Source organism: Dyella sp. PARNA 12/25 (assembly GCF_055702865.1).
The window spans coordinates 26,570-51,986 of record NZ_JBVQCI010000015.1; the positions used below are offsets into that span (position 1 = coordinate 26,570).

Annotated in this window: 20 protein-coding genes; 6 read left to right on the forward strand and 14 right to left on the reverse strand. The window is 63.4% G+C overall.

The features are described 5' to 3' along the window. Positions 1-3: 3 nt before the first annotated feature. Positions 4-1,281 (reverse strand): lipid IV(A) 3-deoxy-D-manno-octulosonic acid transferase, encoded by a 1,278-nt coding sequence (gene waaA / locus AC0GUR_RS20025; RefSeq protein WP_472879277.1) that lies wholly within the window; start codon positions 1,279-1,281, stop codon positions 4-6. 118 nt (positions 1,282-1,399) lie between these two features. Between waaA and lpxL the strand changes: the two genes are divergently transcribed. After that, positions 1,400-2,317 carry an LpxL/LpxP family Kdo(2)-lipid IV(A) lauroyl/palmitoleoyl acyltransferase gene (gene lpxL, locus AC0GUR_RS20030; protein ID WP_472879278.1) on the forward strand — a complete coding sequence of 306 codons (918 nt, stop codon included), beginning with the start codon at positions 1,400-1,402 and terminating at the stop codon, positions 2,315-2,317. Between the two features lie 68 nt (positions 2,318-2,385). After that, complete coding sequence (locus tag AC0GUR_RS20035; protein WP_472879279.1) at positions 2,386-3,300, forward strand: VirK/YbjX family protein; 915 nt, start codon at positions 2,386-2,388, stop codon at positions 3,298-3,300. A 50-nt stretch (positions 3,301-3,350) separates the two neighbouring features. Here the strand turns inward: AC0GUR_RS20035 and AC0GUR_RS20040 are convergent, their stop codons facing one another. The 5 genes from AC0GUR_RS20040 to AC0GUR_RS20060 form a co-directional block, all read right to left on the reverse strand. Beyond that, positions 3,351-5,639 (reverse strand): S53 family peptidase, encoded by a 2,289-nt coding sequence (locus AC0GUR_RS20040; RefSeq protein WP_472879280.1) that lies wholly within the window; start codon positions 5,637-5,639, stop codon positions 3,351-3,353. A gap of 544 nt (positions 5,640-6,183) precedes the next feature. Then, a complete protein-coding gene (locus AC0GUR_RS20045; RefSeq protein ID WP_472879281.1) occupies positions 6,184-6,960 on the reverse strand; it encodes a glycosyltransferase family 2 protein in 777 nt (258 codons plus the stop codon). Next, positions 6,950-8,227 carry an O-antigen ligase family protein gene (locus tag AC0GUR_RS20050; protein WP_472879282.1) on the reverse strand — a complete coding sequence of 426 codons (1,278 nt, stop codon included), beginning with the start codon at positions 8,225-8,227 and terminating at the stop codon, positions 6,950-6,952. Before AC0GUR_RS20050 ends, AC0GUR_RS20045 begins: the two co-directional genes overlap by 11 nt. 71 nt (positions 8,228-8,298) lie before the next feature. Then, positions 8,299-9,426 carry a glycosyltransferase gene (locus tag AC0GUR_RS20055; protein ID WP_472879283.1) on the reverse strand — a complete coding sequence of 376 codons (1,128 nt, stop codon included), beginning with the start codon at positions 9,424-9,426 and terminating at the stop codon, positions 8,299-8,301. A 97-nt stretch (positions 9,427-9,523) separates the two neighbouring features. After that, positions 9,524-9,730 (reverse strand): zinc-finger domain-containing protein, encoded by a 207-nt coding sequence (locus AC0GUR_RS20060; RefSeq protein ID WP_472879284.1) that lies wholly within the window; start codon positions 9,728-9,730, stop codon positions 9,524-9,526. Positions 9,731-9,894: 164 nt separating this feature from the next. Here AC0GUR_RS20060 and AC0GUR_RS20065 point away from each other — a divergent pair, with 164 nt between their 5' ends. After that, on the forward strand, positions 9,895-11,058 hold the full coding sequence (locus tag AC0GUR_RS20065; protein ID WP_472879285.1) for a Yip1 family protein: 1,164 nt from the start codon (positions 9,895-9,897) through the stop codon (positions 11,056-11,058). A gap of 60 nt (positions 11,059-11,118) precedes the next feature. On the opposite strand, the gene AC0GUR_RS20070 is transcribed toward AC0GUR_RS20065, so the two are convergent. Both AC0GUR_RS20070 and AC0GUR_RS20075 read right to left on the reverse strand, forming a co-directional pair. Continuing rightward, positions 11,119-11,712 carry a YceI family protein gene (locus tag AC0GUR_RS20070; RefSeq protein WP_472879286.1) on the reverse strand — a complete coding sequence of 198 codons (594 nt, stop codon included), beginning with the start codon at positions 11,710-11,712 and terminating at the stop codon, positions 11,119-11,121. Positions 11,713-11,765: 53 nt separating this feature from the next. Continuing rightward, positions 11,766-12,359 (reverse strand): malonic semialdehyde reductase, encoded by a 594-nt coding sequence (locus AC0GUR_RS20075; protein ID WP_472879287.1) that lies wholly within the window; start codon positions 12,357-12,359, stop codon positions 11,766-11,768. Positions 12,360-12,486: 127 nt separating this feature from the next. Here AC0GUR_RS20075 and AC0GUR_RS20080 point away from each other — a divergent pair, with 127 nt between their 5' ends. After that, positions 12,487-13,467: a mitochondrial fission ELM1 family protein gene (locus tag AC0GUR_RS20080; protein ID WP_472879288.1), complete on the forward strand. Its 981-nt coding sequence runs from the start codon at positions 12,487-12,489 to the stop codon at positions 13,465-13,467. Between the two features lie 16 nt (positions 13,468-13,483). Here AC0GUR_RS20080 and glnE read toward each other — a convergent pair whose 3' ends face one another. Further along, positions 13,484-16,336 (reverse strand): bifunctional [glutamate--ammonia ligase]-adenylyl-L-tyrosine phosphorylase/[glutamate--ammonia-ligase] adenylyltransferase, encoded by a 2,853-nt coding sequence (glnE, locus tag AC0GUR_RS20085; RefSeq protein ID WP_472879289.1) that lies wholly within the window; start codon positions 16,334-16,336, stop codon positions 13,484-13,486. A 144-nt stretch (positions 16,337-16,480) separates the two neighbouring features. Between glnE and AC0GUR_RS20090 the strand changes: the two genes are divergently transcribed. Further along, positions 16,481-18,382, forward strand: coding sequence for an LTA synthase family protein (locus AC0GUR_RS20090; protein ID WP_472879290.1), 1,902 nt, complete (start codon positions 16,481-16,483; stop codon positions 18,380-18,382). Between the two features lie 231 nt (positions 18,383-18,613). After that, positions 18,614-18,973 (forward strand): hypothetical protein, encoded by a 360-nt coding sequence (locus AC0GUR_RS20095; RefSeq protein WP_472879291.1) that lies wholly within the window; start codon positions 18,614-18,616, stop codon positions 18,971-18,973. A gap of 64 nt (positions 18,974-19,037) precedes the next feature. Here AC0GUR_RS20095 and AC0GUR_RS20100 read toward each other — a convergent pair whose 3' ends face one another. The 5 genes from AC0GUR_RS20100 to AC0GUR_RS20120 all read right to left on the reverse strand — a co-directional run bounded on the left by AC0GUR_RS20100 (position 19,038) and on the right by AC0GUR_RS20120 (position 25,404). Next, positions 19,038-21,431, reverse strand: coding sequence for a TonB-dependent siderophore receptor (locus AC0GUR_RS20100; RefSeq protein ID WP_472879292.1), 2,394 nt, complete (start codon positions 21,429-21,431; stop codon positions 19,038-19,040). A gap of 115 nt (positions 21,432-21,546) precedes the next feature. Next, complete coding sequence (locus AC0GUR_RS20105) at positions 21,547-22,536, reverse strand: FecR family protein (protein ID WP_472879293.1); 990 nt, start codon at positions 22,534-22,536, stop codon at positions 21,547-21,549. After that, positions 22,533-23,051 (reverse strand): RNA polymerase sigma factor, encoded by a 519-nt coding sequence (locus AC0GUR_RS20110; RefSeq protein WP_472879326.1) that lies wholly within the window; start codon positions 23,049-23,051, stop codon positions 22,533-22,535. The genes AC0GUR_RS20105 and AC0GUR_RS20110 overlap by 4 nt, the downstream gene beginning before the upstream one ends. Before the next feature lie 35 nt (positions 23,052-23,086). Next, positions 23,087-24,046: a VirK/YbjX family protein gene (locus tag AC0GUR_RS20115; RefSeq protein ID WP_472879294.1), complete on the reverse strand. Its 960-nt coding sequence runs from the start codon at positions 24,044-24,046 to the stop codon at positions 23,087-23,089. A gap of 350 nt (positions 24,047-24,396) precedes the next feature. Then, positions 24,397-25,404 carry a diguanylate cyclase domain-containing protein gene (locus AC0GUR_RS20120; protein ID WP_472879295.1) on the reverse strand — a complete coding sequence of 336 codons (1,008 nt, stop codon included), beginning with the start codon at positions 25,402-25,404 and terminating at the stop codon, positions 24,397-24,399. Positions 25,405-25,417: the final 13 nt, after the last annotated feature.

Sequence of the window (25,417 nt, forward strand, 5' to 3'; positions counted from 1 at the left end):
CGTCTATTCCTGCAGCAGATCGTCGATCATGCCCATGACCCGCTTGACCGCGCCGCGCTCACTGTCGAACACGACGCGTGCAATGCGGCCCATGCTCTCCCGACGCGTGGGGTCGCGCAGCAACTGCTGTACGGCTGCGCCCAGCTCTTCTGCGCCATGAACGCGTGCCGCCCCACCCTCCTGAATCAGGGTGAGCGTGATCTCTTCGAAATTGAACGTATGCGGCCCCACCAGGACGGGTGTCGAGAGTGCTGCAGGCTCGAGCACATTGTGGCCACCGATCGGCACCAGGCTGCCGCCGACAAAGGCGAGATCCGCCGCGGCATAGAACGGCATCAGCTCACCCATCGCGTCGATCACGAAGACCTGGTGCGCCGATGACGGCACGCGATCGGCACTGCGCGTACCCACGGTAAATCCAAGGCTGCGCGCAGAGTTCTCCACCAGCTTGAAGCGCTCAGGGTGGCGCGGTGCAATCAGTAACAATGCATCCGGCCAGCGCGTGAGCACTTCCAGATGCGCTTCCAGCACGGGCAGCTCTTCGCCTTCATGCGTGCTGCCTGCGATCCACACTGGACGCAGCCTGCCCCATTGCTGACGCAACTCCTCGCCCTTGTACTCGGCATCGTAGGGCACCGGCATGTCGAACTTGAGGTTGCCCGCCACCACGATCTTCTCGGGCTCGGCACCCAGCTCGCGATAACGATCCGCATCGGTGCGCGATTGCGCGGCGATCTGCCGCACACACCCCAATGCCTGGGCCACGAGACCGCCCATCGGCTTATAGCCGCGCATCGAGCGCTCGGACAGGCGCGCATTGACGATCATCAGCGGAACGCCTCGACGGCGGCAGGCGAAGTACAGGTTCGGCCAGATCTCGGTTTCGACGATGATCGCCAGTCGCGGGCGCACGCGCTTGAAAAAGCGCGACACCGAGAACGGCAGGTCATACGGCAGATAAACATGGAACACGGTGTCGCCAAACAACTGGCGCACTCGCTCCGATCCAGTGGGTGTCACGGTGGTGACGACCAGCGGCGCATTGGGGTAATCGCACTGCAAGGCCTTGATCAAGGGCTCCGCGGCATTGACCTCGCCGACGGACACCGCATGCACCCACAGACTGCCGCTGATGCCCTTGGCCTCGAAGTAGCCGAAGCGCTCGCGCCAGCGTTTGTGATAGTCGCCATAACGTACGCCACGGGCCAGCAGACGCAGCACGATAAGCGGCGTCACCAGGTACATGGCAAGGGTGTAGAGGTAGCGCAACGGCGGGCCCATCGAATCCGGTGCGCCAGTATATCGGCGACGCCCTGCCCCCGCCCCTGCGGCGCCATGGCCGAGCGCGCACGGCTCGCCTCGTTTTGGCTTGTTCCCTACAATGCGGGCGATGCCCGGCATGTCACGCCCCCCTTTCACCCGCGCCCTCCTCGCACCTCAGCATTGGCCAGCCTGGCTCGGTGCGGGCGTGATCTGGCTGATCGCGCATCTGCCGCGCACTTGGCTGATGGGTCTCGGACGTGGCCTGGGGCAACTGGTGCAACGCGTGCCGTCGCCACGGCGGCATATTGCCGAGGCGAACATCGAATTGTGCTTCCCCGAACTCTCCAAGGCCGAGCAAGCCGAGCTGGTCAATGCGCACCTGCGCGATATCGGCCTGATGATGATGGAGTTTGCGCTTGGCTGGATGGGTAGCGAGCGCGCCATCGCCCATGTGCCAGTGACCATGGAAGGCCTGGAGCATCTCGAAACCGCGCGAGCCCAGGGCAAGGGCGTGCTGCTTGTCGGCGGCCACTTTTCGCACCTGGAATTGTGCGCGCGCCTGGTATCTCAGCGCATTCGCATCTCGGGCATGTATCGCAAGATGGATTCCGCGGTGTTCGAGTGGGCCGTGCTGCGAGCGCGCCTCGACTACGCCGAAGCGATGTTCGACAAGGACGATATCCGCGGCACGGTGAAGCACCTGCGCAACGGCGGCACACTGTGGTACGCCCCCGACCAGGACATGCGCAGCAAAGACAGCGTGTTCGTGCCGTTCTTTGGCGTGCCGGCGGCAACCATCACGGCCACGCATCACCTCGCTCGCCTTTCTGGCGCACTGGTGATTCCGTTTTTCCATCGCCGCCTGCCAGGCAATGCGGGTTATGCGCTGCGACTCGGCGCACCATTGGAGAATTTTCCAAGCACCGATCCGTTGCAAGACACTGCACGCGTGAATGCATGCATCGAGGACATGGTGCGCGCGGCACCTGAGCAATATCTGTGGGTGCACAAGCGATTCAAGACGCGACCTGAAGGCAGCCGATCCATTTACTGATGTGTGACAGGTCGGCGTCAGTGAGCCTCGGTAAACTATAGAGTGCTCCTCCCGATACCCGCTTATTCATGACCTTTCGGCTGTTTCTGCGCTCCTTGCGCCAACGCCGTGACTGGCGCGGCTCGCTTCCCAAGCGTCTCGCCTCCGGCCTGAAGTATGTCGCCCGCAGCGCCAGCATGGCGTCGCGTCAATCTGCGTGGTTGCGTGAGTTGTATGGTTCGCCGCACCTCACCTCGATTCTCGCGCATGATCCGCGCCTACTTGAGCGTTGGCATCATCACTACATCAATCGCCACATAAATCCCACGCAGCGCATGGCGATCATCAGCCAGCACTATCGCTTCGTGTTTAGTCAGCTACCCAACGACATAGTCGATGCAGTCTACCTGCATGGTCGTCACACGTTCGGCACGCTGACGCTGAAAGATGGCAGCGAACTGCTGCTCGAGTTGCGCCGCCCTACCGGTCGCAGTCGCGAAGGCGAGCTGGCCTTATGTCTGGCAAACACGCAGGGGCAACTGCTGTCGTCCGCGATCTTCAGCATCGATGACGATGGCCGCGCACTGCTTATCGGCTGCATGCAGGGTGCCGCGGCGGAGCTAGGTCGCGAAGCTGTGCGCGAACTGACCAAGCAATGCTATGGCCTGCGTCCGAAGAACCTGCTGTTCTCGCTGCTGCTGGCCTTTGGCTCTTTCACCGGTGCAAAGCAGATTCGCGGCGTGAGCAACGTCGCTCATCCGTTCGCGGGCGAAGCAGACAAGATCAAGGCGGATTACGACAGCTTCTGGGAAGACTGCCAGGGCGTACTCCAGGCCGATGGGTTCTTCGAGCTGCCCACGTCCGAACCCGAGCGCGACGAATCGCAGGTCGAGAGCAAGCACCGCTCCGCTTTCCGTCGTCGCGAGCAGCTGCGTCGCGATGCATGCGCACGCCTGCTGGACGCCATGAGCGGTCAGCCCGTGGTCTTGGCGGAAGCTGCCTGAGCAACGAAGAACACCCCCGGCGGAAGCCGGGGGTGTTGCGTGCAATGCACTTACTGCACGTTGACGAACGCCTTCCAGGCATTGAACAGGTTGTTGGCATTGACCGAGCCGAGGCCTGAAGCAAAGCTCCAGCCCGGCTGGGCCGCATAGGCCTCAGTCTTCAGGTTGTACTTGCTGATATTGGTGGAGGTCAGGCCCACCTGGATCGGCCCCAGGAACGAGTTCGGCAGCGCGCCGTAGTAGTAGCAGTCGGGCGTCACGATGTTCGGCAACTGCTGCACGCACTGCGTGGCGATGCTGCCGCGCGTGATGTTGTGGAACACGCACTTACCCGTTCCCTTGGCGCCATTGTCGGCACTGCACGCCGCCAGACTGGCCGGCGGTGCCCCCTTGGCGCCGCCATATTCCTCGGCCGCAAGCGCATACAGCGTCGGCGCGGCATTGCCCTGGTTGGCGGGCAAGCCCTTCTCCGCGAGTCCCTGATCAATCAGCGCCTGGATGCCAGCGAACATCGGCGACGACAACGAGGTGCCGCCAATCAGCGCGGTCGGCCCGGTGAAGCCCGGTGTGCACGGATACGCCGACGAGCACACGATGACCCATGTGGAACCGCCGTACGAGCCCGCAAACAGCGAGACATCCGGCACATCGCGCGACTGATCCTTGGCCGCGTTATGCACCTGCCGCTGCCATGCCGGCTTGCTGTCCACGGAAGAAGGCCCGCCACTGCCCGCTTCGGACGTGATGTAGTAGCCGTTGGGATCGAACTTCAGATATTCCTTGCAGAAGGCCAGCGAGCTGGGGAAGCCCAATGACTTGGCCGCCACTTCGTTGCCGCAGGACTGGTTCCAGGGAATTTCCGGCACATACGACAGCGCCGAGCCGTACACCGAGTTGAAGCTTGGACTGAAGTACTTCTTGGTGGTGCCATCGAGCACATCGGCGGTGTCCGTGCCGCCGACCACCGTGTCGTTCGGCGACGTGCCGAACGCATTGGCATCAATACCGGCGTCGTAGATGAAGAAGCCATTGAAGCTCGGGTTGGAGCCCGAATCACCGCTGGACACGAACACCGAGATACCTTCCGCGTCCGCCTGTGCCCACATCAGATCGATGGCGGTCTTGCTGGCGGCGTCGGTAAAACCTTCGCCATAGCCATAGCTCGCGCTGATGATGTTGGGGCGGCTGGCGCCGTTGATCAGGTTGGTAGCCGCCGTGAATACGCCACCGAAGAAGTTGTTCGAGTTCGAATCGGAACAGCTGGCCAGCCAGATGTTGGCGCCCGGCGCCATGCCGGCGGACCACTCCGCGTCGAGCAAGGCCTCGTAGTCGTCCTCACCGGGATTCGCAATGGTGGGGTCGATGCAGTTGGTGAAGCCCGTTGCCTGCGGCTGGAACTGCGTGAAAGTACCGCCGTAACTGGTCAACCCGAACTGATTGATGAAGTTGGTCCAGTCCGCCGGCACCATGGAGTTGTCCTCCACCAGTGCAATGGTGATGCCCTTGCCGGTCAGCCCGCTGCTGTAGAGCTGGTCCGTGCCATAGATCTTGGCCATGTCGTACGGCACCAGGCCGCGCGCACCATTGGTGAACCCGACGGCTTCTGGGTTTGCGCCCGAGGCGGAGACCGTCGGCTGCTTGAGCATAAAGCGCTGCTTGGAGCTGTCGTACTGCGCCGTTTTCGGCGCCACATGCTGGGGCTGCGGATGCACGTCGTTGAGACCCGCCACACCCGCCACGACATCCTGCAATGCGGAGGGAATGCTGATGTTGGTGGCATTGGCCGCGTGCGTTCCACTGTCGAGCGCGTAGTGGTTCATCTGTGTGTGGAAGGCGCGCTTGACCATGCCGGCGTTGCCGCTGAAATCGATCTGCATCTTGTTGGGATAGACGCCATTCACCGTGAAGCCCTGCGAGCGTAGCCACGTTTCGGCGGCGGCGATATCCGAGTCAAGCACGCCGAACTTCTCGCCGAACTGCTCGGGCGTCACCCATTGATGGAACTTCGCCGAGTGCGGATCGTGCTGCGCGGCAATCAGCGCATCCAATGCAGACTGGCGCAACGCGCTGCGCTTGAGTACCAAATGCATGTGATTCATCGGGGCGGTATCAGCCAGCGCACCGCTAGGTGCCGTGCGATCCACGGCAGCCAGATGTGACTGGGTGAGTGTCGAAACAACGCGCGTGTCGACCGTATGCGTGACGCGCGGCGCTTCCGTCGTCTGGATATCGGCAAGCGCTGCGTTCTGCGAGGCAGCCGTTTGGGCGGTCGCCACGAAGGGCGTAGCGGCGAGGGCCAGCGCGATGGCGGCACTCAGGTACAGATGCTCATGTTTCATGCAATGTCTCCAGGAAGAATTCCATCGAAAACAAGTGAAACCCCCTGTGTCGAACAACGTCCGGCGGTTGTGCTCCTTGTGGCCTCCTGTTCGGTCCCGTGATGAATAGGCAAACGAGCCCGCCGCGCTGCCCTCGGACAGCGCGCACGGATCACGCAAACGCACTCTCGAATCAACCCCAGGAAGCGAATGGACTGCCCCACATGCCCATTCGCATGAACGCTATTGCCAAGCGTCGAGAGTGTATGAACTGCGATGCCAGACTCGCAATCGCAACGTGAGGGTCCGACCGCTGAACGAGCCACGCACCATGCCAATTGGAAAAAAACCAATGCGCACGCGGCTTTCCACGTGACTTCACATTTTGTTGAAGCATGACCTGTACAACGCAACATTTTTCGCAAAAACGCGCGTCATCACGTGACATCATCGAAGTGGCAACGGCGCGCGGCGCGAGAAAGTAATTCCGCTCACGCAAGAAAACGCCGCGCGCAAGCTCACATAGCTAAACGCGCACTGAATTGCACAGCACGAGAGAGAGTCATCAGTGATGTGTTTCGCTCTGCTGCGCAGCCTGTTTGCGTGCCTCATGCAACTTGGCGTACTTGAGGAAGGCATAGAACGCACCGGTGACACTGGCGATAAAGCCTGCCCAACCATTGAGAAAGTAGCGTTTGCCAATGTACTGACGCAGAAAGAACACCGGCGGATAGAACACCATGCGCAGTCCGGTGAAGCGTTGCTGCTTACGCAGTTTGTACGCAACCATACCGGTGGTGTACCGATTGATCTTCTCAACACGGGTGGCGATATCGCCATCACCATCGTTCACGAAATCCGCACGCCACAGAGTCTTCACCGGCCCGCGCACTTCGACGGCCGAGTGCACTTCGACATCATTCATGCCGCCGCGACGGCGATCGAACAGACGCAGATGGCCATTGCGCCAGCTCCAGCGATGCTGCACGGTCCAGAACATGCGTTCGCGACGAGGCAAGCGGAAGCCCGCATGACGGGGCGCCACCAAGGCACGTTCGATCACCTCGCGAGTGCCCGGCGAGAGCATCTCGTCAGCGTCCAGATTGAGGATCCAGTTATGGCTGGCCAAATCGTAAGCCCGCTGCTTCTGCGGGCCGTAGTCATCGAAAGGATGGGACGCCACGCGCGCACCATGCTTTTGCGCAATGGCAACCGTATCGTCGGTGGAGCCCGAGTCGAACACCACGATTTCGTCGGCCCAGTCGACTCGGCTGAGGCAGGCGTCCAACGTGTCGGCATTGTTGTAGGTGATCACCACCACCGACAGCGGCTCACGCTTCATGCGCATCTCCCTGCATCGCGGGGAAGACATACAGCGCGGCACACCACAAGCCCAGCAGCCAGGCGAACAGCAGGCCCCACCACGCCGAATAGAAGGCCAAATGGGTGTTGAGCGGAAACAGCATCACAGCCAGCGCCAGCGTGACTGGAAACGCACGCGAGCGAGCAGCGGCTCCCACGCGACGCCACGCCACCACGGCCATGACGATCGCGGCCAACCAGCAAAGCAATCCGAGCGAGCCGGTTTCCGTGAGCACCTCCAGCACCCACTGGTGCGCATGGCACGCACCCTCGCCTTCGCCACAGGCCTCCTCCGACACCACGAAGTGATCGTTGGCCGGCGCGAACGCCGGATAGGCATAGCGATACGCCCGCACGCCGACACCATTGATGGGGTGCGCCGCGAACATCGCCACGCTGGTGCGCCAAATATCCAGGCGGCCGCTGAGCGCGGCATCCATGGACTGATCCGAACCGTGCAACGCCTGCAGCGTGCGCTCCATGCGCTGATGGAACCGCTCGGAGGTTTTCCATGCAGCGCCACCGGCAAGCAGCAAAACCATGCCAAGCACGCCGGCAACAGCGATAAAGCGCTTCGGCGAGCCAGCCATCCGCCAGGCAAAACCCAGGGCGACCAGGGCGTAGCAGAGCCATGAAGCGCGCGAGCCCGACAGCAACACCGGTCCTAGCAGGAACACGAAAGCCAGCAGCACACCTTTGATGCCCCAGCGCCGTTGCGTGGTCCACAGAACGAAGGGCGAGAGTACTGCCAGGGTGGGGCCAAGCTTGAGATTGGTGGCACCGAAGATGCCCGAGATACGCTCTACTTCCGCGTGCCCGCCAAGGCTCCAGCCCGTGAATGCCTGCACCCAGGCGTCCATCGCCCAGAAGGCCACGACTACAGCTACCGCCGCATACAACGCATACAGACGGTCTTCGCGCCGGATCGCGAAACAGGCATAGAGGCCCAGCGGCACGTAGCGCAACAGCGAGGCCACCGTGGACCAGCTCTTGCCAGGCGCTACGGAATCCACCGCCGACAACAACGCCGCGGCGACGTAAGCGCCAAGCAGCCACAGCAGCAGCCGTGCGCCAGCGTGTTCGCGAAGCGCCGAAGGATGACGCACGAACAGCATCACCACGCCGATCAGGCAGAGAAACGTGCCCAGCTCCGAGCTGCGCCCGACCGGCAACAGGGCGATCACCAGCCAGAACGGCAGCAAGGGCGAGCGCAGGCCGGCCTTGAGGGAAGCAGCGAATGAATTCATGCGTGACGGTCTGGTGGAAGACTCACGCATTGTAGGGGGAGCCACTTGCCGCGGGCTCGCCCAGGCGCCCCTCAGGCGGCGGTGAGTTCGTCGTAGAGCGCCAGCGTGGCTTGCTGCATATCGCTGAGGCGATAGCTCTGCAGCATCGGAATAGGCGGCGCCACGCGCAGCAGTTCGGCAGCACGTTCAACCAGTCGCTCGCGGTCAGCCGGCGGCACGCGGCCGGCTGGATACAACTCGGCCAGCAACTCGCCGACGCCGCCATGGGCATAACCCAACACCGGGCGGCACAGCGACAAGGCTTCGATCACCGTGCGACCGAACGACTCGGGCTTGTTCGACAGCTGCAAAATGAGGGACGAAATGGCGTAGATATCCCGCACATCATTGCGTGGCGGTGTCATCACCACCTGCCCTTCCAGGCCACGGGCGCGAACCAGCTCCTGCAGCTCGGCCAGGTAAGCCTCGCGCCCCGGCTCGATCACACCCAGCAACAGCAGGCGCACGTCGATGCCACGACGCTTCAGCTCTGCCACCAGCTCGACGGCATCGTGGTGACCCTTCAGGCGGGTGCCACGGCCAGGCAGGGTCAGCAGCGGAACGCCGGAGAGCGCCGGAAACTCGGCGAAGAACGCCTTGCACCAGTTGTCGTCGGGCCGATGCCCATACGGGAAGGCGTCCGGATCGATGCCGCGGGGAATCACCCGCACCCGCGATGGCTCCAGCCACGCATAGTGGCTGAGCATAAAGTCTCGTAGCGTCTGCGACACCGCAATCACCCGCTCACCGCGCAGCAGAATGGCGCTGTAGCGCCCCGGCGAGTTGAGCCCGTGCACGGTGGTCACGAAATGCGGGGCAGGCTTGAGACCCTTGATGGCCCACCAGCCCAGCCAGGCCGGCAGCCGCGAGCGCGCATGCACGATGTCCGGCTTCAGCTCACGCAGCAGCCGGCGCAGCGCGCCCACTTTCATGAACGTACTCAGCGACTTGCGGCCAACGTCCAAGGTGATATGCCGGCTACCCTCGGCCTCCAGCTGCGACACCATGCGGCCACCGGCCGAAATCACGATGGACTGGTGCCCAGCCCGGACCAGCGCGCGAGCGATTTCCAGCGCAGACCGCTCCGCCCCACCCGAATGGAGGGCGGGGATCAGCTGGACCACGGTCAGGGACCGCGCTGGTGTCGCGACTGCTGACATGATTTGTTCAAAAGGTGCCTTCATCCCTAGAGGCAAGCAGCAATCGTGCCGAAACCGGCGGAAGAGTATGTTTCAGCTGTAACCGGTTTGCGGAAAATCAGTCCCGCAGCACGTAACGCGCGCCGCAATAAGGACATGTGGACTCCCCGCCGTCTTCAACGATCGGCAGATAGACCTTCGGATGGGAGTTCCACAGCGCCATGCCGGGCATCGGGCAGGACAGCGGAAGGTCCGCGCGCGTCACTTCGTAACGATTTTCGGCATTCGCCGGGATCAGCGGGGCAGCCGCAGGGGAACGCGACATGGGGAAAACTCCATCAAGACACCGAACTGACAATGTTAGCAGGCCAGCCCGGCAGCGCGAGGTGACCCCGCTGCGTTCACTTCGGGAAGTCAGTTGTGCAACTACGCTCAACCAAGGGTGGAATAAGCATCCGACCGGCTGCACCACCCGATAAGGGGACCGCCATGGACTTCGGAAGAATCTTCAGCCGCATCAAGGCCATCCTCACCTCGCCACAAACCGAGTGGCCAGTCATTGCTGCCGAACCAGACACTGTCCGCGGGCTGTACCGCAACTACATCCTGATCGTTGCGGCACTGCCGGCCATTGCCTATTTCATCAGAGGCAGCCTGATCGGCTATGGCGGCTTCGGCATCCATGTGCGCACCGGTTTGGGCACGGGGCTGCTGCGCGCGATCCTGCATTACGTGTTGATGCTGGCCATGACTTATGTGATGGCGCTAATCGTCAACGCACTGGCGCAGTCTTTCGAGGGACAGAAGGATCCCGTGCAGGCATTGAAAGCCGTGGCTTATTCGTGGACGGCGAGCTGGGTGGCAAGTGTGGCCGTCATCATCCCTTGGCTGGGCTGGCTGGTGGCCATTGCCGGCGTCATCTACGGCGTCTACCTGCTCTATCTCGGCCTGCAGCACACCATGCGCTGCCCGCAACACAAAGCGGCTGGCTATACCGCTGTCATCGTGATCATCGCCATCCTACTCAGCTGGATCGTGGGGCTGATCGTGGCAGGGCTGATTGGCGGCGCCGCTTTCACCGCCGCCACGACGGACGCGATTCACGTCAAAGGCAGCGACGGCAGCACCGTGACGGTGGATACCAACAGCACCGTCGGCAAACTCGCCGCCTTAGGCGACAAGGGCAAGGTCGTGGTGTCGTTGTCGCCGGAAACGCTGCGGGGGTTTTTGCCCGATGTTCTGGATGGCATGAAGCGCACGAAATTCGATGCGCAGCGCTCGGGCGTGGCCGGTATGCAGGTGACCACGGCAAGTGCCCAATACAGCGACGGCCAGGGTCGCGACGTACGGCTGGAAATGGCCGACACAGGGAATATGCGCGGCATGATGGCCCTGGCCAGTGCGATGGCACCATCGTCTGAGCAACAGACCGATCACGGGTATCAGAAGACTTACACCAGCAACGATCGCCTGGTGAATGAGTCGTGGGATACACAAACCAAGAGCGGCGAGTACGGCGTCATCGTGGCCCAGCGTTTCAGCGTCAAGGCCAGCGGTCATGCGGACAGTGTCGATCAGCTCAAACAGGTCGTGAATGCTATCGACCTCTCCAAGCTCGAATCGCTCAAGAACGAAGGCGTCAGCGATAAGTGACGCTCCCAAAGAAAAAGCCCGCGCCAAAGGCGCGGGCCCCTTCCCACCCAGCGTTGGGATTTACTTGGTCGCTTCGGTCTTCGGCACCGAGGCTTCGGTGGTGATGCGCACGCTGATCTCGTCGCTCACGTTCGGCACGTAGGCGCCGATGCCGAAGTCGGAACGCTTGATCGTGGTGACGGCATCGAAGCCGACGGTCGGCACCTTCATCATCGGGTGCACGCCGGCCTTGTTGAGCGTGGCGTCCAGCGTCACCGGCTTGGTCACGCCATGCACGGTCAGGTCGCCGGTCACCTTGTACTTGTTGCCGCCCTCGGCCTGCACCTGGGTGCTCTTGAAGGTGATGCTCGGGTACTTGTCGGCGTCGAAGAAGTCCGCCTTCTTCAGGTGCTCGTCCAGCTTGGACACGTGCGTGTCGAGGTCGGCGAGCGGCAGCGTCACGTTGACGGACGACTTGGCCGGGTCCTTCTCGTCGTACACGATGGTGCCGTCACCCAGGCCGATGTTGGCGGTGGGGTTGGAGAAGCCGAAGTGATTCCAGGAGAACAGCACCTGGGTGTGACCCGGATCCATCTTGTAGGTCACCGGGGCGGCCTGGGTGGCCATGGCGGCGGTCATCAGACCGGCGAGCAGCAGATAACGGAAAGAGCGCATGTCTTGAATCTCCAGTGGGATAGGGCTGCGAGTGGGACGCAGGCAGCAGGTGATCAGGCGATACGGCAGGCTTCGTCGAACGAAAGGCGTGGGCTACGCGGGAACAGGTCACGGCTGGCGTCGCCGTAACCGATGTTGACCAGGAAGTTGGACTTGAACGTGGTGCCGGCAAAGAACGCCGCATCCACACCGGCATTGTCGAAGCCGGACATTGGGCCGCAGTCCAGACCCAGCGAACGGGCCGCCATGATCAGATAGGCACCCTGCAGCGAACCGTTGCGGAAGGCGGTGACGTCGATCAGCGGCTGATTGCCGGCGAACCAGCTGCGCGCGTCAGCGTGCGGAAACAGCTGCGGCAGCTTTTCGTAGAACTCGTGGTCGGTGGCCACAATCGCGGTGACCGGCGCCACCAGGGTCTTGGCGCGATTGCCTTCGGACATGAACGGCGAAAGCTTCTCCTTCGCCTCCTTCGACTTCACGAACACCACGCGCATCGGCGAGGAGTTGGCGCTGGTCGGACCGAACTTGGCCAGTTCATAGAGCTGATGCAGCTGGGCATCGCTCACTTCCTTCGGCAACCACGCGTTGAACGTGCGGGCGGAACGGAACAACTGGTCGAGGGCGGTCTCGGAAAGCATCTCGCTCATGGGTATCCTTTGATCAAAGTAAGCCTGCAATGGCTACCCAGTGTAAGGGCGGGAGCAAGGAAACAGGACCCAGGCGAATGAAACGAACTGTACCGCTCAGGGAAACAATGGCTCCGGTATCCACCGTATGCTGAAGCTTCACGGCGCCTGCTGGGTGATCACCGACAGCGCGGCCGGCAACCAGCGCCAGGCGTTGGCGCTGGCGGATTTGCTGGAGTTGCCGGTGCGCCACTTGCAGCTGGAACCCAGCCTGCCATGGTCCTGGCTGTCGCCCCATCTCACCCTGGGCGCCCGCCTCGCCTTGTCTGCCACCCAACGACATCAATTCGCACCCCCCTGGCCCGCGGTGGCCATCGGCTGCGGGCGGGCTTCCGCGCTCTATACCCGGGCGCTTCGTTCCCTGAGCGGCGGACGTACCTACACCGTGCAGATCCTCGACCCGCGCATTGACCCCAGCCATTGGGACACGGTGATTGCCCCACAACACGATGGACTCACCGGACCCCATGTCATCACCCCGCTGGGTTCGCTCAACCCGGTGGCCGATGCCTGGCTGCAAGACGGTCGTGATGCCGACCCCGCTTTCGAAGCGCTGCCGCGCCCGCGCGTCGGTGTGTTGTTGGGCGGACCGCGCAAAGGCATTCCTTTCGATGCCGCCTATATCGAGCAGCTATGCACGGGGTTACTGACGCGCCAGCGCATGGAAGGGGGCAGCTTGCTGGTGCTCGCTTCACGGCGTACGCCAGTTGAACTGATCGCCATCGTGCGCCAACGGCTCGCGAATGTGCCCGGCTTGGTGTGGTCAGGGCAAGACGACGGCAGCAATCCCTATCCCGCTGTGTTGGGCTGGGCGGACCGACTCGTCGTTACGCCTGATTCGGTCAACATGCTTTCCGAAGCCTGCGCCGTGGGTTGCCCGGTGCACACACTCGTGATTGCGCCACTTCCTGAGAAGCTTGAGCGTTTTCACCAGGCACTTCGCAACGCCGGTCGGCTGCACACCCTCGACGCCATCGCTCCATCGCCTGCGCAGCCGCTGCGCGAAACGGCGGTCATTGCCGAGACACTGCGTGGTCGTATCGCGATACGTCAGGCACAGGGCCATTGACGCATCGCGTTATCGGTCAGAACTGGAAGCCTAGCTCCGCCGTCACTTCCCTGACGTTGTTGCGCAAACGCTCCACTTCGTCGTCGCGCGGCGCAATGCGCGAGCGCAAGTCGAGGGTGCATGCGAGCGCGCGATGCAGCAGTTCAGAATGGGCTTCTGCGAACAGGCCCGCCTGATGGCCGGTGAGCAAGCCGGCGTTGCGACAGGCTTCGATCAACCCGGCATTGGCGGTGATGTTGAGCAACGCCGGATGTGCGGCGGCATGGGCGAGCACCAGTCCCTGCAGGGCGAATTCGATGTCGAGCAAACCGCCATCACCCTGCTTCAAGTCGAACTGGCTGGTGTCCGAACGATCACGCTCCGCACGCCAGCGCTGCCGCATGCTGCTGACTTCCTGCAGCACGGCATCACGATCGCGCGGCACCGCGAGTACATCGCGGCGCACTTTGGCGAGTTCGACATGTAGTGCGGCATCACCGGCGATGGGACGTGCACGTAGCAGGGCCTGATGTTCCCAGGTCCATGCGCGGCTCTTCTGGTAACCCTCGAAGGCATCGAGGCTGCTCACCAGCAGACCCTTGGAACCATCGGGGCGCAGTCGCGTATCCACTTCATACAGACGACCAGCGCGGGTGAGCACGGTCAACCAGTTCATCACACGCTGCGCGAGCCGCTGGTACCAGCGCGAACCTTCCAGCGGTCGCGCTCCGTCACTCATCAGGTGGGCGCGCTTGCCGTCGTAGACGAACACCAGGTCGAGGTCGGACGCGAAGCCCAGTTCCTCACCGCCCAGGCTGCCGTAGCCGAGCACCGCGAAGCCATTGCCTTCGCCGGGCAGACGACCGTGCTGAGCCGCCAATTCGCGCTCCGCCAGTGCGGTGACCGCCAGCACGATCGATTCGGCCAGCACGGCCAATCGACGCGCGGAGGCCACGGCGTCGGCGCGGCCATCACTGAAGGCAAGGCCAAGACGAAAGGCCACGCTGGCCTTAAATTCGTTGAGTCGCTCAAGCTCCGCTTCGGCTTCGCGCTCGTCCAGCGTCGCCAGTACGCGTGCGATTTCGGCGCTGATGTCCGCACGCTTGAGGGGTAGCTGATCAATGCGCGGATCCAGCACATCGTCGAGCAGCAGCGGTTGAGCAATCACGCGCTCGGCCAGAAAGGCGTTCTCGGCAAACAGCCGCGCAAGACGCAGGCGCGCCGCCGGCTGCTCTTCCAACAAAGCGAGATAGGAAGAACGCCGCGCTACCGCCTGCACCAACCGGCACAGACGCAGCAGACAGGCCCCTGGCGCCACACTGTTGCGCGCCACCGCGAGCAGTTGTGGCATCAGGCGATCGAGCTGCTCACGCGAGCGCTGCGACATGGCGCGCACGGAGGCGGCCTGAGTCAGTTTCTGCAAGGCCTCGGCGGCCTCGGCACCCGGTGTAAATCCCGACGCTTCCATCAGAGAGGCGTCGAGGGTTTCCTGGCACGCATGCTGCCAAAGCGCGACGTCTTCCACCGGAGCACTGACCGAGCGCCCGCCCTGCGGCATCAGCACGGCGGCGAATTCCTCGCTGACGTCGGCGCGATGTCGTGCCAGTTCGGTTTCGAGTTCCTCCCACGACGCATGCCCTAATCCCAGAGCAATACGTTCGCGACTGAGCGCATCCTCGGGAATATCGTGGGTCTGTGCATCGCGCAGCATTTGCACGCGATTTTCCACGCGACGCAGGAACACATACGCCTCGCGCAGCGCACGGGCACGTGCCGCACTGATATGACCCCGGGCTTCGCATGCCGTCAGCGCCGGAAGCAAGCCGCGCACGCGCAGACTGGGTTCGCGGCCACCGCGAATCAATTGCACCAGCTGCACCACGAATTCGATCTCGCGGATGCCTCCCGGCCCCAGCTTGAGGTTGTCGGCCAGATCCTTGCGCGCCACTTCGGCATCGATCAGCGACTTCATTTCGCGCAAGCCGGCGAATGCGGTGTAATCGAGGTACTTGCGATACACGAACGGGCGCAGCAGTTCCTGCAGTTGCTTGCCGCCGTTGCGATCGCCGGCGACGGGGCGCGCCTTGATCCACGCGTAACGTTCCCAGTCGCGGCCCTCGCTCTGGTAGTACTGCTCCATCGCGGAGAACGGCAGGGCGAGTCGCCCGGCGTTGCCGAACGGGCGCAGACGCAGATCCACTCGGGCGCAGATGCCATCCACGGTGGGCTCATTAAGCAGGCGCACCAGCTGTCGCGTCAGCCGCACGAAGTACTCGCTATTGTCGAGCGAGCGAGCGCCGTCACTCTGACCGCTGTGCGGGTAGGCCAACACCAGATCGATATCGGAAGAGAAATTCAGCTCGCTGCCACCCAGCTTGCCGAAGCCGATCACCACCATGCGCTGCCATTCGCCATCGTGGCTGCGGCTGTGACCGTAACGCGCGGCCAGCATGCGCTCAGACCAACCCAGTGCGGCGCTCAGCAACACTTCGTAAAGCACGCTGGTTGCCGACAAGGTTTCCGGCAATTCATCCAGGCCGTTGACGTCGCGGAACACCAGGCGCAGCGCTTCCGCATGGCGGAAACGGCGCAGCTCGGTCAGGCAGGTCGGCTCGTCGTCGGACAGCCGCACGGCGTCGATACGCGCGCTGGCGTCACTACCCGAGCGCAGGCGCTCCAGCCCCTGCGGCGCCAGCAGTTGGGGCTGGCGAAACCAGGTGTCGAACGCGAAATCGCTGGCCAGCAACGTGCGCCGGATGCGCTCGGCCACGCCGGCATCGTCGTGCAAAGGCACGCCCATTTGCCGGCAACGTGCCGCCAATTCGCTGTATCGGTCGTCGATCAGCGCACGAAGCGCCTGGGATTCCTGAGGCCGGGTAAGAACAGTCATCAGGGCATTGTGCCGCACCGGCCCCTGTCCTGCCGACCGCCCTGCTGACGCAGCCCGGGCGGGCCGGCACGCCGCCAACGATTGGTTCAGATCTGGACTATTACAGTCCGGTGTCCACGCCATGTCAGCTACCCGTAAGGTGCCATGACCCCCTCAGCGACGCCGTCCGTGCTGCGCGCGCGGCCCCTGTCCTTTCGCCTGGCGCTGGTCGCGTTGCTGGCGATCGTTTTCATGCTATCGACCGGTTGGGTCGACGGCGGGGCTGGCGTCGGCCCATCACAGGCGCTGAGCCAGCCGATCTATCTGCTCGCCAATGCCCTGCCCGGCTTGCTGCTGGCCACGCTGCTTCTGGTATTGAGCCGGCGACTGCTGTTGTCATTTGGACTGGCCTTCCTGCTGCAGACCGTGGTCTACGCGATCAATACGCTGAAGGTGCGCAACCTCAACACGCCGCTGATGCCGGAGGACTTCCACATGCTGGGGCAGTTGCGCCGCGGTGGACTCAGGTTGTTGGGCAGTTATCTGCCGGCGAGCCCGTGGCCCTACCTGACGTTGATGGTCGCAGTGGCCGTGATCGTGATCGCGTGGCGCATGGAGCCGCCGATGTTCGCGCGGCATACGCGCGGCAAACGGCTGGTGTCTGGCCTGGCACTGTTTGGTTTGCTGGGCACCTTGTTCGCCGGTATGCCGGGCTGGATGAAGATCTATGGCGGCAGGTATCTATGGCTGGAGCCCTGGTCCGCCTCGGCCACGGCGGAGCACTCCGGCCTGGTCAGCTCATTGGTGATGTTCCATCTCCATCAGGGTCAGGCGCGCAGGAAGCCCGACCCCGCCGCTGCGCAGCAGCTGATCGAACGAACAGATCTAGCGCTGCGCGAGCGCATGCAGTTGCCACTAACCGGCCAGGGCGCCATGCCCGACATCGTGGTAGTGCAGAGCGAGTCGTTCTTCGACCCTTCCATCATGAAGGGTTACGAACACATGGACCTCACCCCTCACTTGCGTCAACTGGCGGCGCAGGGTGAGAGCGGCCCGCTGCATATACCCACCTACGGTGGCGGCACCATCCGCACCGAGTTCGAGGTTCTGACCGGACTTTCGCTGCGCTACTTCGACGACCTGCAGTTCCCCTATCTGCAGATGAATCACAAGATCGTCCCCAGCATGGTGCGCTCGCTGCGCGCCCATGGCTACGAAACCATCGCGCTGCACGGCAACGACCCGGGCTTCTGGAACCGCACCACCGCGTTCCGCGCCATGGGCTTCGACCGCTTTGTGTCGCAAGACGCCTTCCCGGCGAACGCGAGCATGGACGGCCAGTACATGGCCGACAGCGCCATGACCGACGAAATCATGGCGCAGCTGAAGGATGCCGGCCCACCGCAATTCCTGTTTGCCATAAGCCTTGAGGCACACGGCCCTTACGACGTGCCGCCGGGCGATGCCGCTGCGCGCGACGCCATTGCAGTACCCGACGGCGTGACCGGTGCAAACAAGCTGGAGCTGCAGAACTACCTGTATCACATGCAGCATGCCGATCAGGAGCTGGGCCGATTGGCCGCGCTGTTGGCGCAGCGCGACCGCCCCACGCTGCTGCTGTTCTACGGCGACCACCTGCCCGCGCTCACCGATACCTTCAACCTCACCGGCTTTGTCGATGGCAAGGACATGCTGAGCCAGGCGGGCATCTGGCTGCTGGTCGACCCGCGTAATCCCTCGCCGGCGCGTCACGAAGCTCTGGCTTCGTGGATGCTGCCGGGGCGACTGCTGGAACAAGCCGGCATGCGCGACGATGCTTACTTCGCACTCACCCAGGTCATCGCCTCGCAACTGGCGATGCTGACCCGCGCACCCGGCGCACCGCCACAAGTCGAGGACCGCGCCGAAGCCGTAGCTGACCAGGACATGGCCAACGTCGCGCTGCTGCGCATGAAGGGCAAGCTCGACGCCATGCTTCCCAAGCTGGAAATACAGACCGCGGACGTGGACGAAAACGATGGCGCCATCGGCGCCATCGAGAGGGAAACCGTCGGCGCCCACCCGTAGCGCCGGCATATGGACGTCCATACAAACTGAGGCTGGCGGCCGTTTTTCAAGGAATACAAGCGGGCTACGCCCGCTTTTTTTATGGCCTGACAGCGCCGATTTAGCGATCTGTCTGCTTGCTTAAGGGAGCCAGTTTCGTTCAGGTTCGGTAGAGCGATCCGCGTCTAGCTTTGGTCCCAGCCGCGAAGCAACGCCTTCGTCGGCATCCACACATCGAGAGGTTGTCCTCATATGCGTAAGACCATGCTTGCCGCTCTCATCGTCACCGCCGCTTCCGTGCTGACGGCACCGGCGTTCGCTCAGAACACTGCTGCCGCCGCGAAGACCCAGGCCGCCGCGATGAAGACCGAAACCAGCACCACCGCTGGTGCGGCAGCGCAGGAAACGGCCAAGACCGCTGCCACGTCGGTCGACCAGGCTGCCAGCAAAACCGCCGCCAGCGCCGAGAAGACCGCCGACAAGACGGCTGACAAGGCAACCGGTACGGCTGAGCACGCTACCCACAAGGCCAAGCACACCACGCATAAGGCCAAGGCCGCCGCTACCGACGCGACCAAGACCGAAGCGAGCAAGCCGGCCGCTGGCCAGTAAGCGCGACGCAACCCACGCAGTACCAGAAGCCCCGGGAGTTCGGTCCCGGGGCTTTTTTATGGCTTCAGAAATCGTAGGTGCCCGACAACAGTACGCTGCTGCGCGTACGCACCGGTACGAAGGACTCGGTGAAATCGGCGGGATACAGGCGCCGGCCGAGCAGGTTCCTCACGCCAAGCGTGACGCGCCAGCGATCTGCGCGATAGGACACATTGGCGCCTACTTCGGCCTGACCGGGTATGGGGTAGTAGGTGGCGTAGTCCAGGCTCTGACCCAGTGACTTGCTGCGGGCCAACACACCGCCCGCCACGCCCCAACCCCGCAGGGTTTCACCCTGGAACCAGTAGCTGGCCCACAAGTTGAAACGCTGACGCGGCGCGCCGCTTGCCGCCGTGTCGTCATGGTTGTTGATCAACGCATGGGTGTAACTGGTGCTGATGTCCAGGCCAGGGGCCACGCGGCCAACAAACTCCACCTCGACGCCGCGATTGGTCTGACCGGGACCGAGTGTGGCGAAGTTGGGCGGCTGCGGTGACAGCAGCACATAACTGTGGTCGAGCATGATGCGGTAGAACGACACCGTCAGACGCGCCTGCTGGTTGAACAGGTTGAACTTGGCGCCCGCTTCCAGCTGCCGCGACAGGGCGGGTTCCAATGGCCGCCCGTTTTCCCCGAGGTACGACACCGGCTGGAAGCCGCTGGCGGTGCCGCCGTAAAACGTGATGTCGGGCGTGAGCTTGTACACCAGCCCCGCGTTGGGCACCCATTTCGTGCGACGTAGCGTCAACGGATGGTCTTCAGCGTCGCTGGTGACCACCCTGTACGCGGTGCGACGCAAGGCCAGCGTCATGTCCCAGCGTTCACCCAGTGCGAGCTGGTCTTGCAGAAACAAGCCGTTGTCCACGGACCAGGGCATGCCTGACAACGGCTGGTTGTCCTCCGGCAGCACGACGGCTGACACACGCGGCAACGGAGGGCTGGTGAAGATGTTGTACGTGCCTTGATCGTAGGTGTGCAGCAGATCGTCCGTGTGCCCGATGCGCGAGCGCGAGTAGTCCAGGCCCAGCGTCAGCGTATGCGTTACCGGGCCGGTACCAAAGACGCGGATGAAATCGTTTTGTAGCGAGTAGTAGGTGTCCTTGTAGCGATAGGCTTCGGCCCATGCGGACATGTCGCCGTTGATGGCGGGGTCGTAGAGCCCCCAGCTTTGCTGATCGTTCCGCTGCTGAACGTATTGCCCCCGACTGCGCCAGGTCCAGGCATGACCCAATTGTTGGTCAAGCAGGTAGTAGAGCCGGTCCGTTTGATAGCTGGCGTAATCGCTTGGGTTACCGGGCAACAACCCGGAGGGTGTCGCCGTGGAGAGCCGGTCCCCCAGCAAGACCTGGTGATCAGGAATCGGCAGTCGATTGAGAATGCGCTGCACGCCGACGACCAGATCCGTGCTGACTCCGCGCCAGCCAATCGACGGCGCCAGGTACGCGCTGCGCCGGTGGCGATAGCCCTGCGGCGAGCGATCGGCGTACTCACCCGACACCACCAATCGATAGGTCAGGCCGGGCGTTTTACCCAGTGACCCGGCCAGATCCACGCCGAGCTGGGTCTCGCCAAGTTCGCCGAACGTATAGCTCAACTGGCGCACCGGCTCGCTCTGCGGCCGCTTGAGGCTCACATTCACGAGGCCGCCGAAGTTGTTGCCGTTGGTGTCGCCAAGAATCGACTGGGGCCCCTTGAAGACTTCGACCTGCTGCAGGCCGACCAGCGGCGGAAAATCCCCGGAACCGGCAATGCCGCTCGGCATGCCGTCGATGAGGCCGCTGCCGGTGTAGAAGCCACGAACCTGGAACGCCGGCAGCCCTTCCGAGCCGTCGACGTATTGCACGCCCGCCACGTTGCGCACCGCGTCGGCCACGCTGAGCATCTGCTGCGAATCCATCAGATCACGCGTGACCACGCTCACCGATTGCGGCACGTCGATCAGGTCCACGTCGTTGCGCAACGCGGTACTGGCCAGCGTGGCCATGAAGCCGAGGTTGCGTTCAACCATCGCGTTGGCGACCACCGGGGTCAACACCGTGGCATCGGCGCGACTGGCCGCGACCTTCGTCCCATCCGGTGCCAACGTGGCGCGCGGCATCACCGCCACCGTGCCAGGGCCGGAGAACTCGTATTCAAGTCCCGTGCCTTGCAGCAGAGCGTTAAGCGCATCGGCGGGCGACAGGTTGCCCGTGACACCGGGCGTGCGGAAACGCGCAATCGTGCTGCCTGCCGTGAGTACCTGCACGTTGGCCTGCTTGCCGAACGCGATCAATGCCGTCGCCAGTGGCTGCGCGGGAATGGCGAAATCGATCCGTGCTGCCTCCGGCGTCGCGCGCGCGCCGGCGATGCCGGCGCATGGCGCCAGGCCCACCGTCATCACCAGGCTGCTCAACAGCAGCAGCTTCGCACGCCCCCTCATGGCATTCGCTTCTCGTCGAGCGAAAACCGCGAGTGTGACATGCGTGGCGGACGTTGTGTCGACCTCAACAAGTCTTTCGACGTCGACCTTGCGGCACGCTGTCGCCGCTGCGAACTCAGCGATTCACCGGGTTGCGCTTCGCGCTGGACAGCACGGTCTGTCCACCTGCTTCGCTCACCTTCAGCGGCAGCACCTGCGGCAATGCCTGCAGCCAGTCATCGATGGCATCGGTCTTGACCGTACCGGTGAAGGTCAACGACTGCAGATCAGCGTCGGCTATGCGCAGCGGATGGCTGCGATAACGGTTGATGTTGGCCACCACCACGGACAGCGGCTCGTTGTCGAACTCCAGCCGCGCGTCACGCCAGGCAGCGGTGCGGGCCGGATCGGTGGCATACACATTCATGGCCGCGTGTGTCGGGTCGTAGCTCACCGCCTGACCGGCAACCGCTTCCAGACTGTCGTTGCGACCCGAACCATCGGCAATGCGCACGCGGCCTTCGGCCACGGCGATGGTGACGCGATCGCCGGTGCGGCGAACGTCGAAGGCCGTTCCAATGTCCTCGATGGTCAGCTTGCCGACATGCACCACGAACGGACGATCGGCGTTATGGGTCACCTCGAAATAAGCCTCGCCTTCGGCCAGCTCCACCTGACGTTGGTCGCGACTGAAGCGTGTGGTGAGACGGGTCGCGCCGCCCAGGGCAACGCGCGATCCATCGTCCAGCGTAATGTCGCGTTGAGCGGCCACCGAACTGGTATAGACCTGCGGCGCCACGCGATGTCCGAGCATGGTCCAGCCCAGATAGCCGCCAGCCACCAGCAGCACAGCCGCCGCAGCAGCGCTCATCGGCATCCAACGACGCGACGTCACCTGCGTCGGCGCGAACTCGGCCAGAAGGCTTGCGCGCGTTACCTCACCCAACCCACCAAGACGCGCGGCCAGTTTGGAGATCTGCTCAAAGGCCACCAGATGACTCGCATCCTCGTCAGCCCAGGCCAGCCACTGCTCCGTCGTCCGTTCGGTAGCAGCGGGCTCACGCAGTCGTACCCACCAGTCGGCGGCGATGCGCATGGTTTGTTCGTTCGGGGTATTAGCCATCATGGCATCTCCGGTTCGTCCACCCGCGCCCGGCAATGCGCCAGGGCGTTGGCAACGTGATAGCGCACCATGCGCTCGCTGATCTTCATGGTTTTGGCGATAACGCCGATGTCACGCCCGTCGATGACGTGCATGACGAAGGCGCGGCCAGTTTTTGCAGGCAGCTCGCGCAATGCCTCACGCAGCGCGTGCAGCTGACCCGTCGCCGCGGCGTGTCGCTCGGGAATGGGTGGCAGATGCAGATCCTCATCCGGAGGATCGAGCGGGTGGTCGTCGCGAACCTGCCGCATGCGCAAGCGATCCACCGCCAGGTTGGTGGCCACGCGGTACAGATAGGCGCGCAGCGAATCTACCTGCTCGGGACGTTCCATGGTCACCAGCCTCACGTAAGCCTCCTGCGCCACTTCCTGGGCGTCGGACAAGGAGTTGAGCCGGCATTGCAGGAATGCGACCAACGCACGGTTATGCCCGCGGAACAGGTCCGCGATGCGCAGCGCGTGGGCTGGATCGAGATTCATTCCCGGGTTGCCGGGGGCGTTGACTGGCGCGTCCACTAGGCTTCCCTGGTCACGACTTCCGGGGGCAAAGGGAACGATTGTAGCGCGGCATCCGCTTCGGCCATGTCGCGCCACCATGGTACGGGGCGCAGCGCACCGCTCAGCAGCTGCACGGCAGCCCAGCGCAGATCGGCACGCCGACGGAACGCGGCGCGATGTTTGCTCTCGACTTCGCTCTCGGTGCGATGGTGCAAGGTGGCAGGCAGTTGATACCAGCCACCGTCCACGGCGACACCGCCCTGCTCCAGCCAGTACGCGTCGTAGTCGGCGTGAAAACGGGCGCGCCCACGCAGCGGATGGGCATCCTTGCCTACGGCCAGAATGCGGTCCATGCCGCACTGCCCGGCAAGCGCATAGGCCAGCACCAACAGCAACTGCTTGGGACGCATGCCGTGCAGGTTGCGGGTCAGTGCGCGCACCTGCTCGCGTGCGTCCAGGCCATCTGGCCCTTGGATGCAGCCGATCGCCAGGGTGTGATCATCGATCACCGTCATCACCAGGCGATACAGCGGCTGATGATCCGCATCGCTCAGCTCGATGCTCAACTCGCCCTCGCACCCCATGTGAATGGGTGGACGCAGATGAAGATGCAACGTGCTGCCATCTCTCATCGTCAACTCGCCCAGTGTCGCGCGTCCACGCACGTAAACGGACTCGAACAGCTCGGCCGGCCACCGTTCCAGCATCAGTCGATAGTGGGCATGCACGCTGCGCAAACGCGCCTCGCGATGCCAATGTCGGTTGACGAAGCGATGCAGATGGCGCTCCTGCAGGCGCGGATCGCACTGCACACAGGCCTGCATCAAGGGATGAGTCTGCAGAAACGACAGAAAGCGCTGGTGCTGTACCGGCAGGCAAGCCGCCCGCGCCAGGTACTTGGCCGCCATCAGGGCGCGCTGCCCCGGGTGGCCCACCCAGTCATGGCGATCGCGCAGTGAACGCCACCACCGGTTCATAACAGGGTTGCCATCCGTGGCGGCTCTCTCCCGTTGTCCAGCCATTTGCGAACGCTCGGGCCTCGCCAGTCGTAGTTCGCGCTCCAGGGAACGTTGCGCCGCATAAGCGCAGCCGCTAGCAGCGAACACCAGGTCGGCGTCCAGAGGTTCCTCCCCTGGCAGAAGATTCCGTTCGTTCAAGGCTCGCGCGTCCCGCGTTTTGGCTGTGACATAAGCCAAGACGTTTGAGCGCGGCAAAATGGAAATGGCTGGAAGAAATTTTTTTCAGCCCGTGGCCTGAGGGCTCCGGGCCGGGCGTTTCAAACGACAGCGAGCCGCTCGGCGCGGAGCGGCCTTCGTAGTCCGATCGGTCAGCGCCGCGATGGCCGGGCGCGCTTGGCGTCGTACATGGCCTGGTCCGCCCTTTCCAACAGGTGATCGAGCTCCTGCCCGTCGTCCGGGTAGAGCGCCAACCCGATGCTGGCCCCCAAGGAGATGCGCTTCCACTCGAACTCGAACGGCTGGGCGATGCACTCGGACAGCCGCTCGATCTGCGCCTTGGCAACGTCGCGACTGTCGATGCCCGAGAGAATCACGCCAAACTCATCGCCGCCCACGCGCGCCACCGTATCACTGGCCCGGCAGCTGTCCTTGATGCGCGCCGCCAGCTCCTTGATCGCCGCATCGCCTGCGCGATGACCCAGCTGGTCGTTGATGGGCTTGAGCCCGTCCATATCCAGATTGAGCAAACCGAACGGCCGGAGCCCGCGCTGCGCTTCCGCCAACCGGGACCGCAAGCGCTCGAAAAACAGGGAACGGTTGGGCAGGCCCGTCAACGCATCATGCGTGGCCTGAAAAAACAGTTCGTCCGCTTCGTATTTGGCGGCATGGAACATCGAAGCGGCAATCACCTCGGACATCAGCTCGAGGATTCTCACATCCGCGTCGTCGAACGAGCTGGGTTCATGGGCCAACACCTTGAGCACGCCAACGACGGTGTCGTGATGGCGCAACGGCACCACCACCATCGAACGCAAACCAATCTGTCGACAAGCCTCGCGATTGACCCGTTCATCAACTTCCGAGTCCTCGCAGATCAGCGCACGGGCCTCGGCTATGCAATGGCCGGAAAGACTCTCGCTGCGCCGCAACCGCATGCCCAGGTGCGAACCGGCCACGCCACATGCGGCGCGGTAAACCAGCTCGTTGCCTTCCGCCAGCTCCACCACCGCGCCAGTTGCCGACGTGAACTGCTGCGCCCGCTCCGCCACCAACGCCATCACCGCACCGAGATCCAGCCCCAGCTTGGCGATCTCTGTCTGAGTCTTGATGACATCCAACAGTCTGCCATCGGACCACGGCTGCTCACGCTCTTTCATCACTGGGTCCCCG

Coding starts and splice junctions, on each gene's coding strand:
- AC0GUR_RS20115 (WP_472879294.1), bottom strand. CDS start 24,046: ATGAACCGGTGGTGGCGTTCACTGCGCGATCGCCATGACTGGGTGGGC.
- AC0GUR_RS20035 (WP_472879279.1), top strand. CDS start 2,386: ATGACCTTTCGGCTGTTTCTGCGCTCCTTGCGCCAACGCCGTGACTGG.
- AC0GUR_RS20105 (WP_472879293.1), bottom strand. CDS start 22,536: ATGATGGCTAATACCCCGAACGAACAAACCATGCGCATCGCCGCCGAC.
- waaA (WP_472879277.1), bottom strand. CDS start 1,281: ATGGGCCCGCCGTTGCGCTACCTCTACACCCTTGCCATGTACCTGGTG.
- AC0GUR_RS20065 (WP_472879285.1), top strand. CDS start 9,895: ATGGACTTCGGAAGAATCTTCAGCCGCATCAAGGCCATCCTCACCTCG.
- glnE (WP_472879289.1), bottom strand. CDS start 16,336: ATGACTGTTCTTACCCGGCCTCAGGAATCCCAGGCGCTTCGTGCGCTG.
- AC0GUR_RS20095 (WP_472879291.1), top strand. CDS start 18,614: ATGCGTAAGACCATGCTTGCCGCTCTCATCGTCACCGCCGCTTCCGTG.
- AC0GUR_RS20045 (WP_472879281.1), bottom strand. CDS start 6,960: ATGAAGCGTGAGCCGCTGTCGGTGGTGGTGATCACCTACAACAATGCC.
- AC0GUR_RS20090 (WP_472879290.1), top strand. CDS start 16,481: ATGACCCCCTCAGCGACGCCGTCCGTGCTGCGCGCGCGGCCCCTGTCC.
- AC0GUR_RS20055 (WP_472879283.1), bottom strand. CDS start 9,426: ATGTCAGCAGTCGCGACACCAGCGCGGTCCCTGACCGTGGTCCAGCTG.
- AC0GUR_RS20040 (WP_472879280.1), bottom strand. CDS start 5,639: ATGAAACATGAGCATCTGTACCTGAGTGCCGCCATCGCGCTGGCCCTC.
- lpxL (WP_472879278.1), top strand. CDS start 1,400: ATGTCACGCCCCCCTTTCACCCGCGCCCTCCTCGCACCTCAGCATTGG.
- AC0GUR_RS20080 (WP_472879288.1), top strand. CDS start 12,487: ATGCTGAAGCTTCACGGCGCCTGCTGGGTGATCACCGACAGCGCGGCC.
- AC0GUR_RS20070 (WP_472879286.1), bottom strand. CDS start 11,712: ATGCGCTCTTTCCGTTATCTGCTGCTCGCCGGTCTGATGACCGCCGCC.
- AC0GUR_RS20100 (WP_472879292.1), bottom strand. CDS start 21,431: ATGAGGGGGCGTGCGAAGCTGCTGCTGTTGAGCAGCCTGGTGATGACG.
- AC0GUR_RS20120 (WP_472879295.1), bottom strand. CDS start 25,404: ATGAAAGAGCGTGAGCAGCCGTGGTCCGATGGCAGACTGTTGGATGTC.
- AC0GUR_RS20075 (WP_472879287.1), bottom strand. CDS start 12,359: ATGAGCGAGATGCTTTCCGAGACCGCCCTCGACCAGTTGTTCCGTTCC.
- AC0GUR_RS20050 (WP_472879282.1), bottom strand. CDS start 8,227: ATGAATTCATTCGCTGCTTCCCTCAAGGCCGGCCTGCGCTCGCCCTTG.
- AC0GUR_RS20060 (WP_472879284.1), bottom strand. CDS start 9,730: ATGTCGCGTTCCCCTGCGGCTGCCCCGCTGATCCCGGCGAATGCCGAA.
- AC0GUR_RS20110 (WP_472879326.1), bottom strand. CDS start 23,051: ATGAATCTCGATCCAGCCCACGCGCTGCGCATCGCGGACCTGTTCCGC.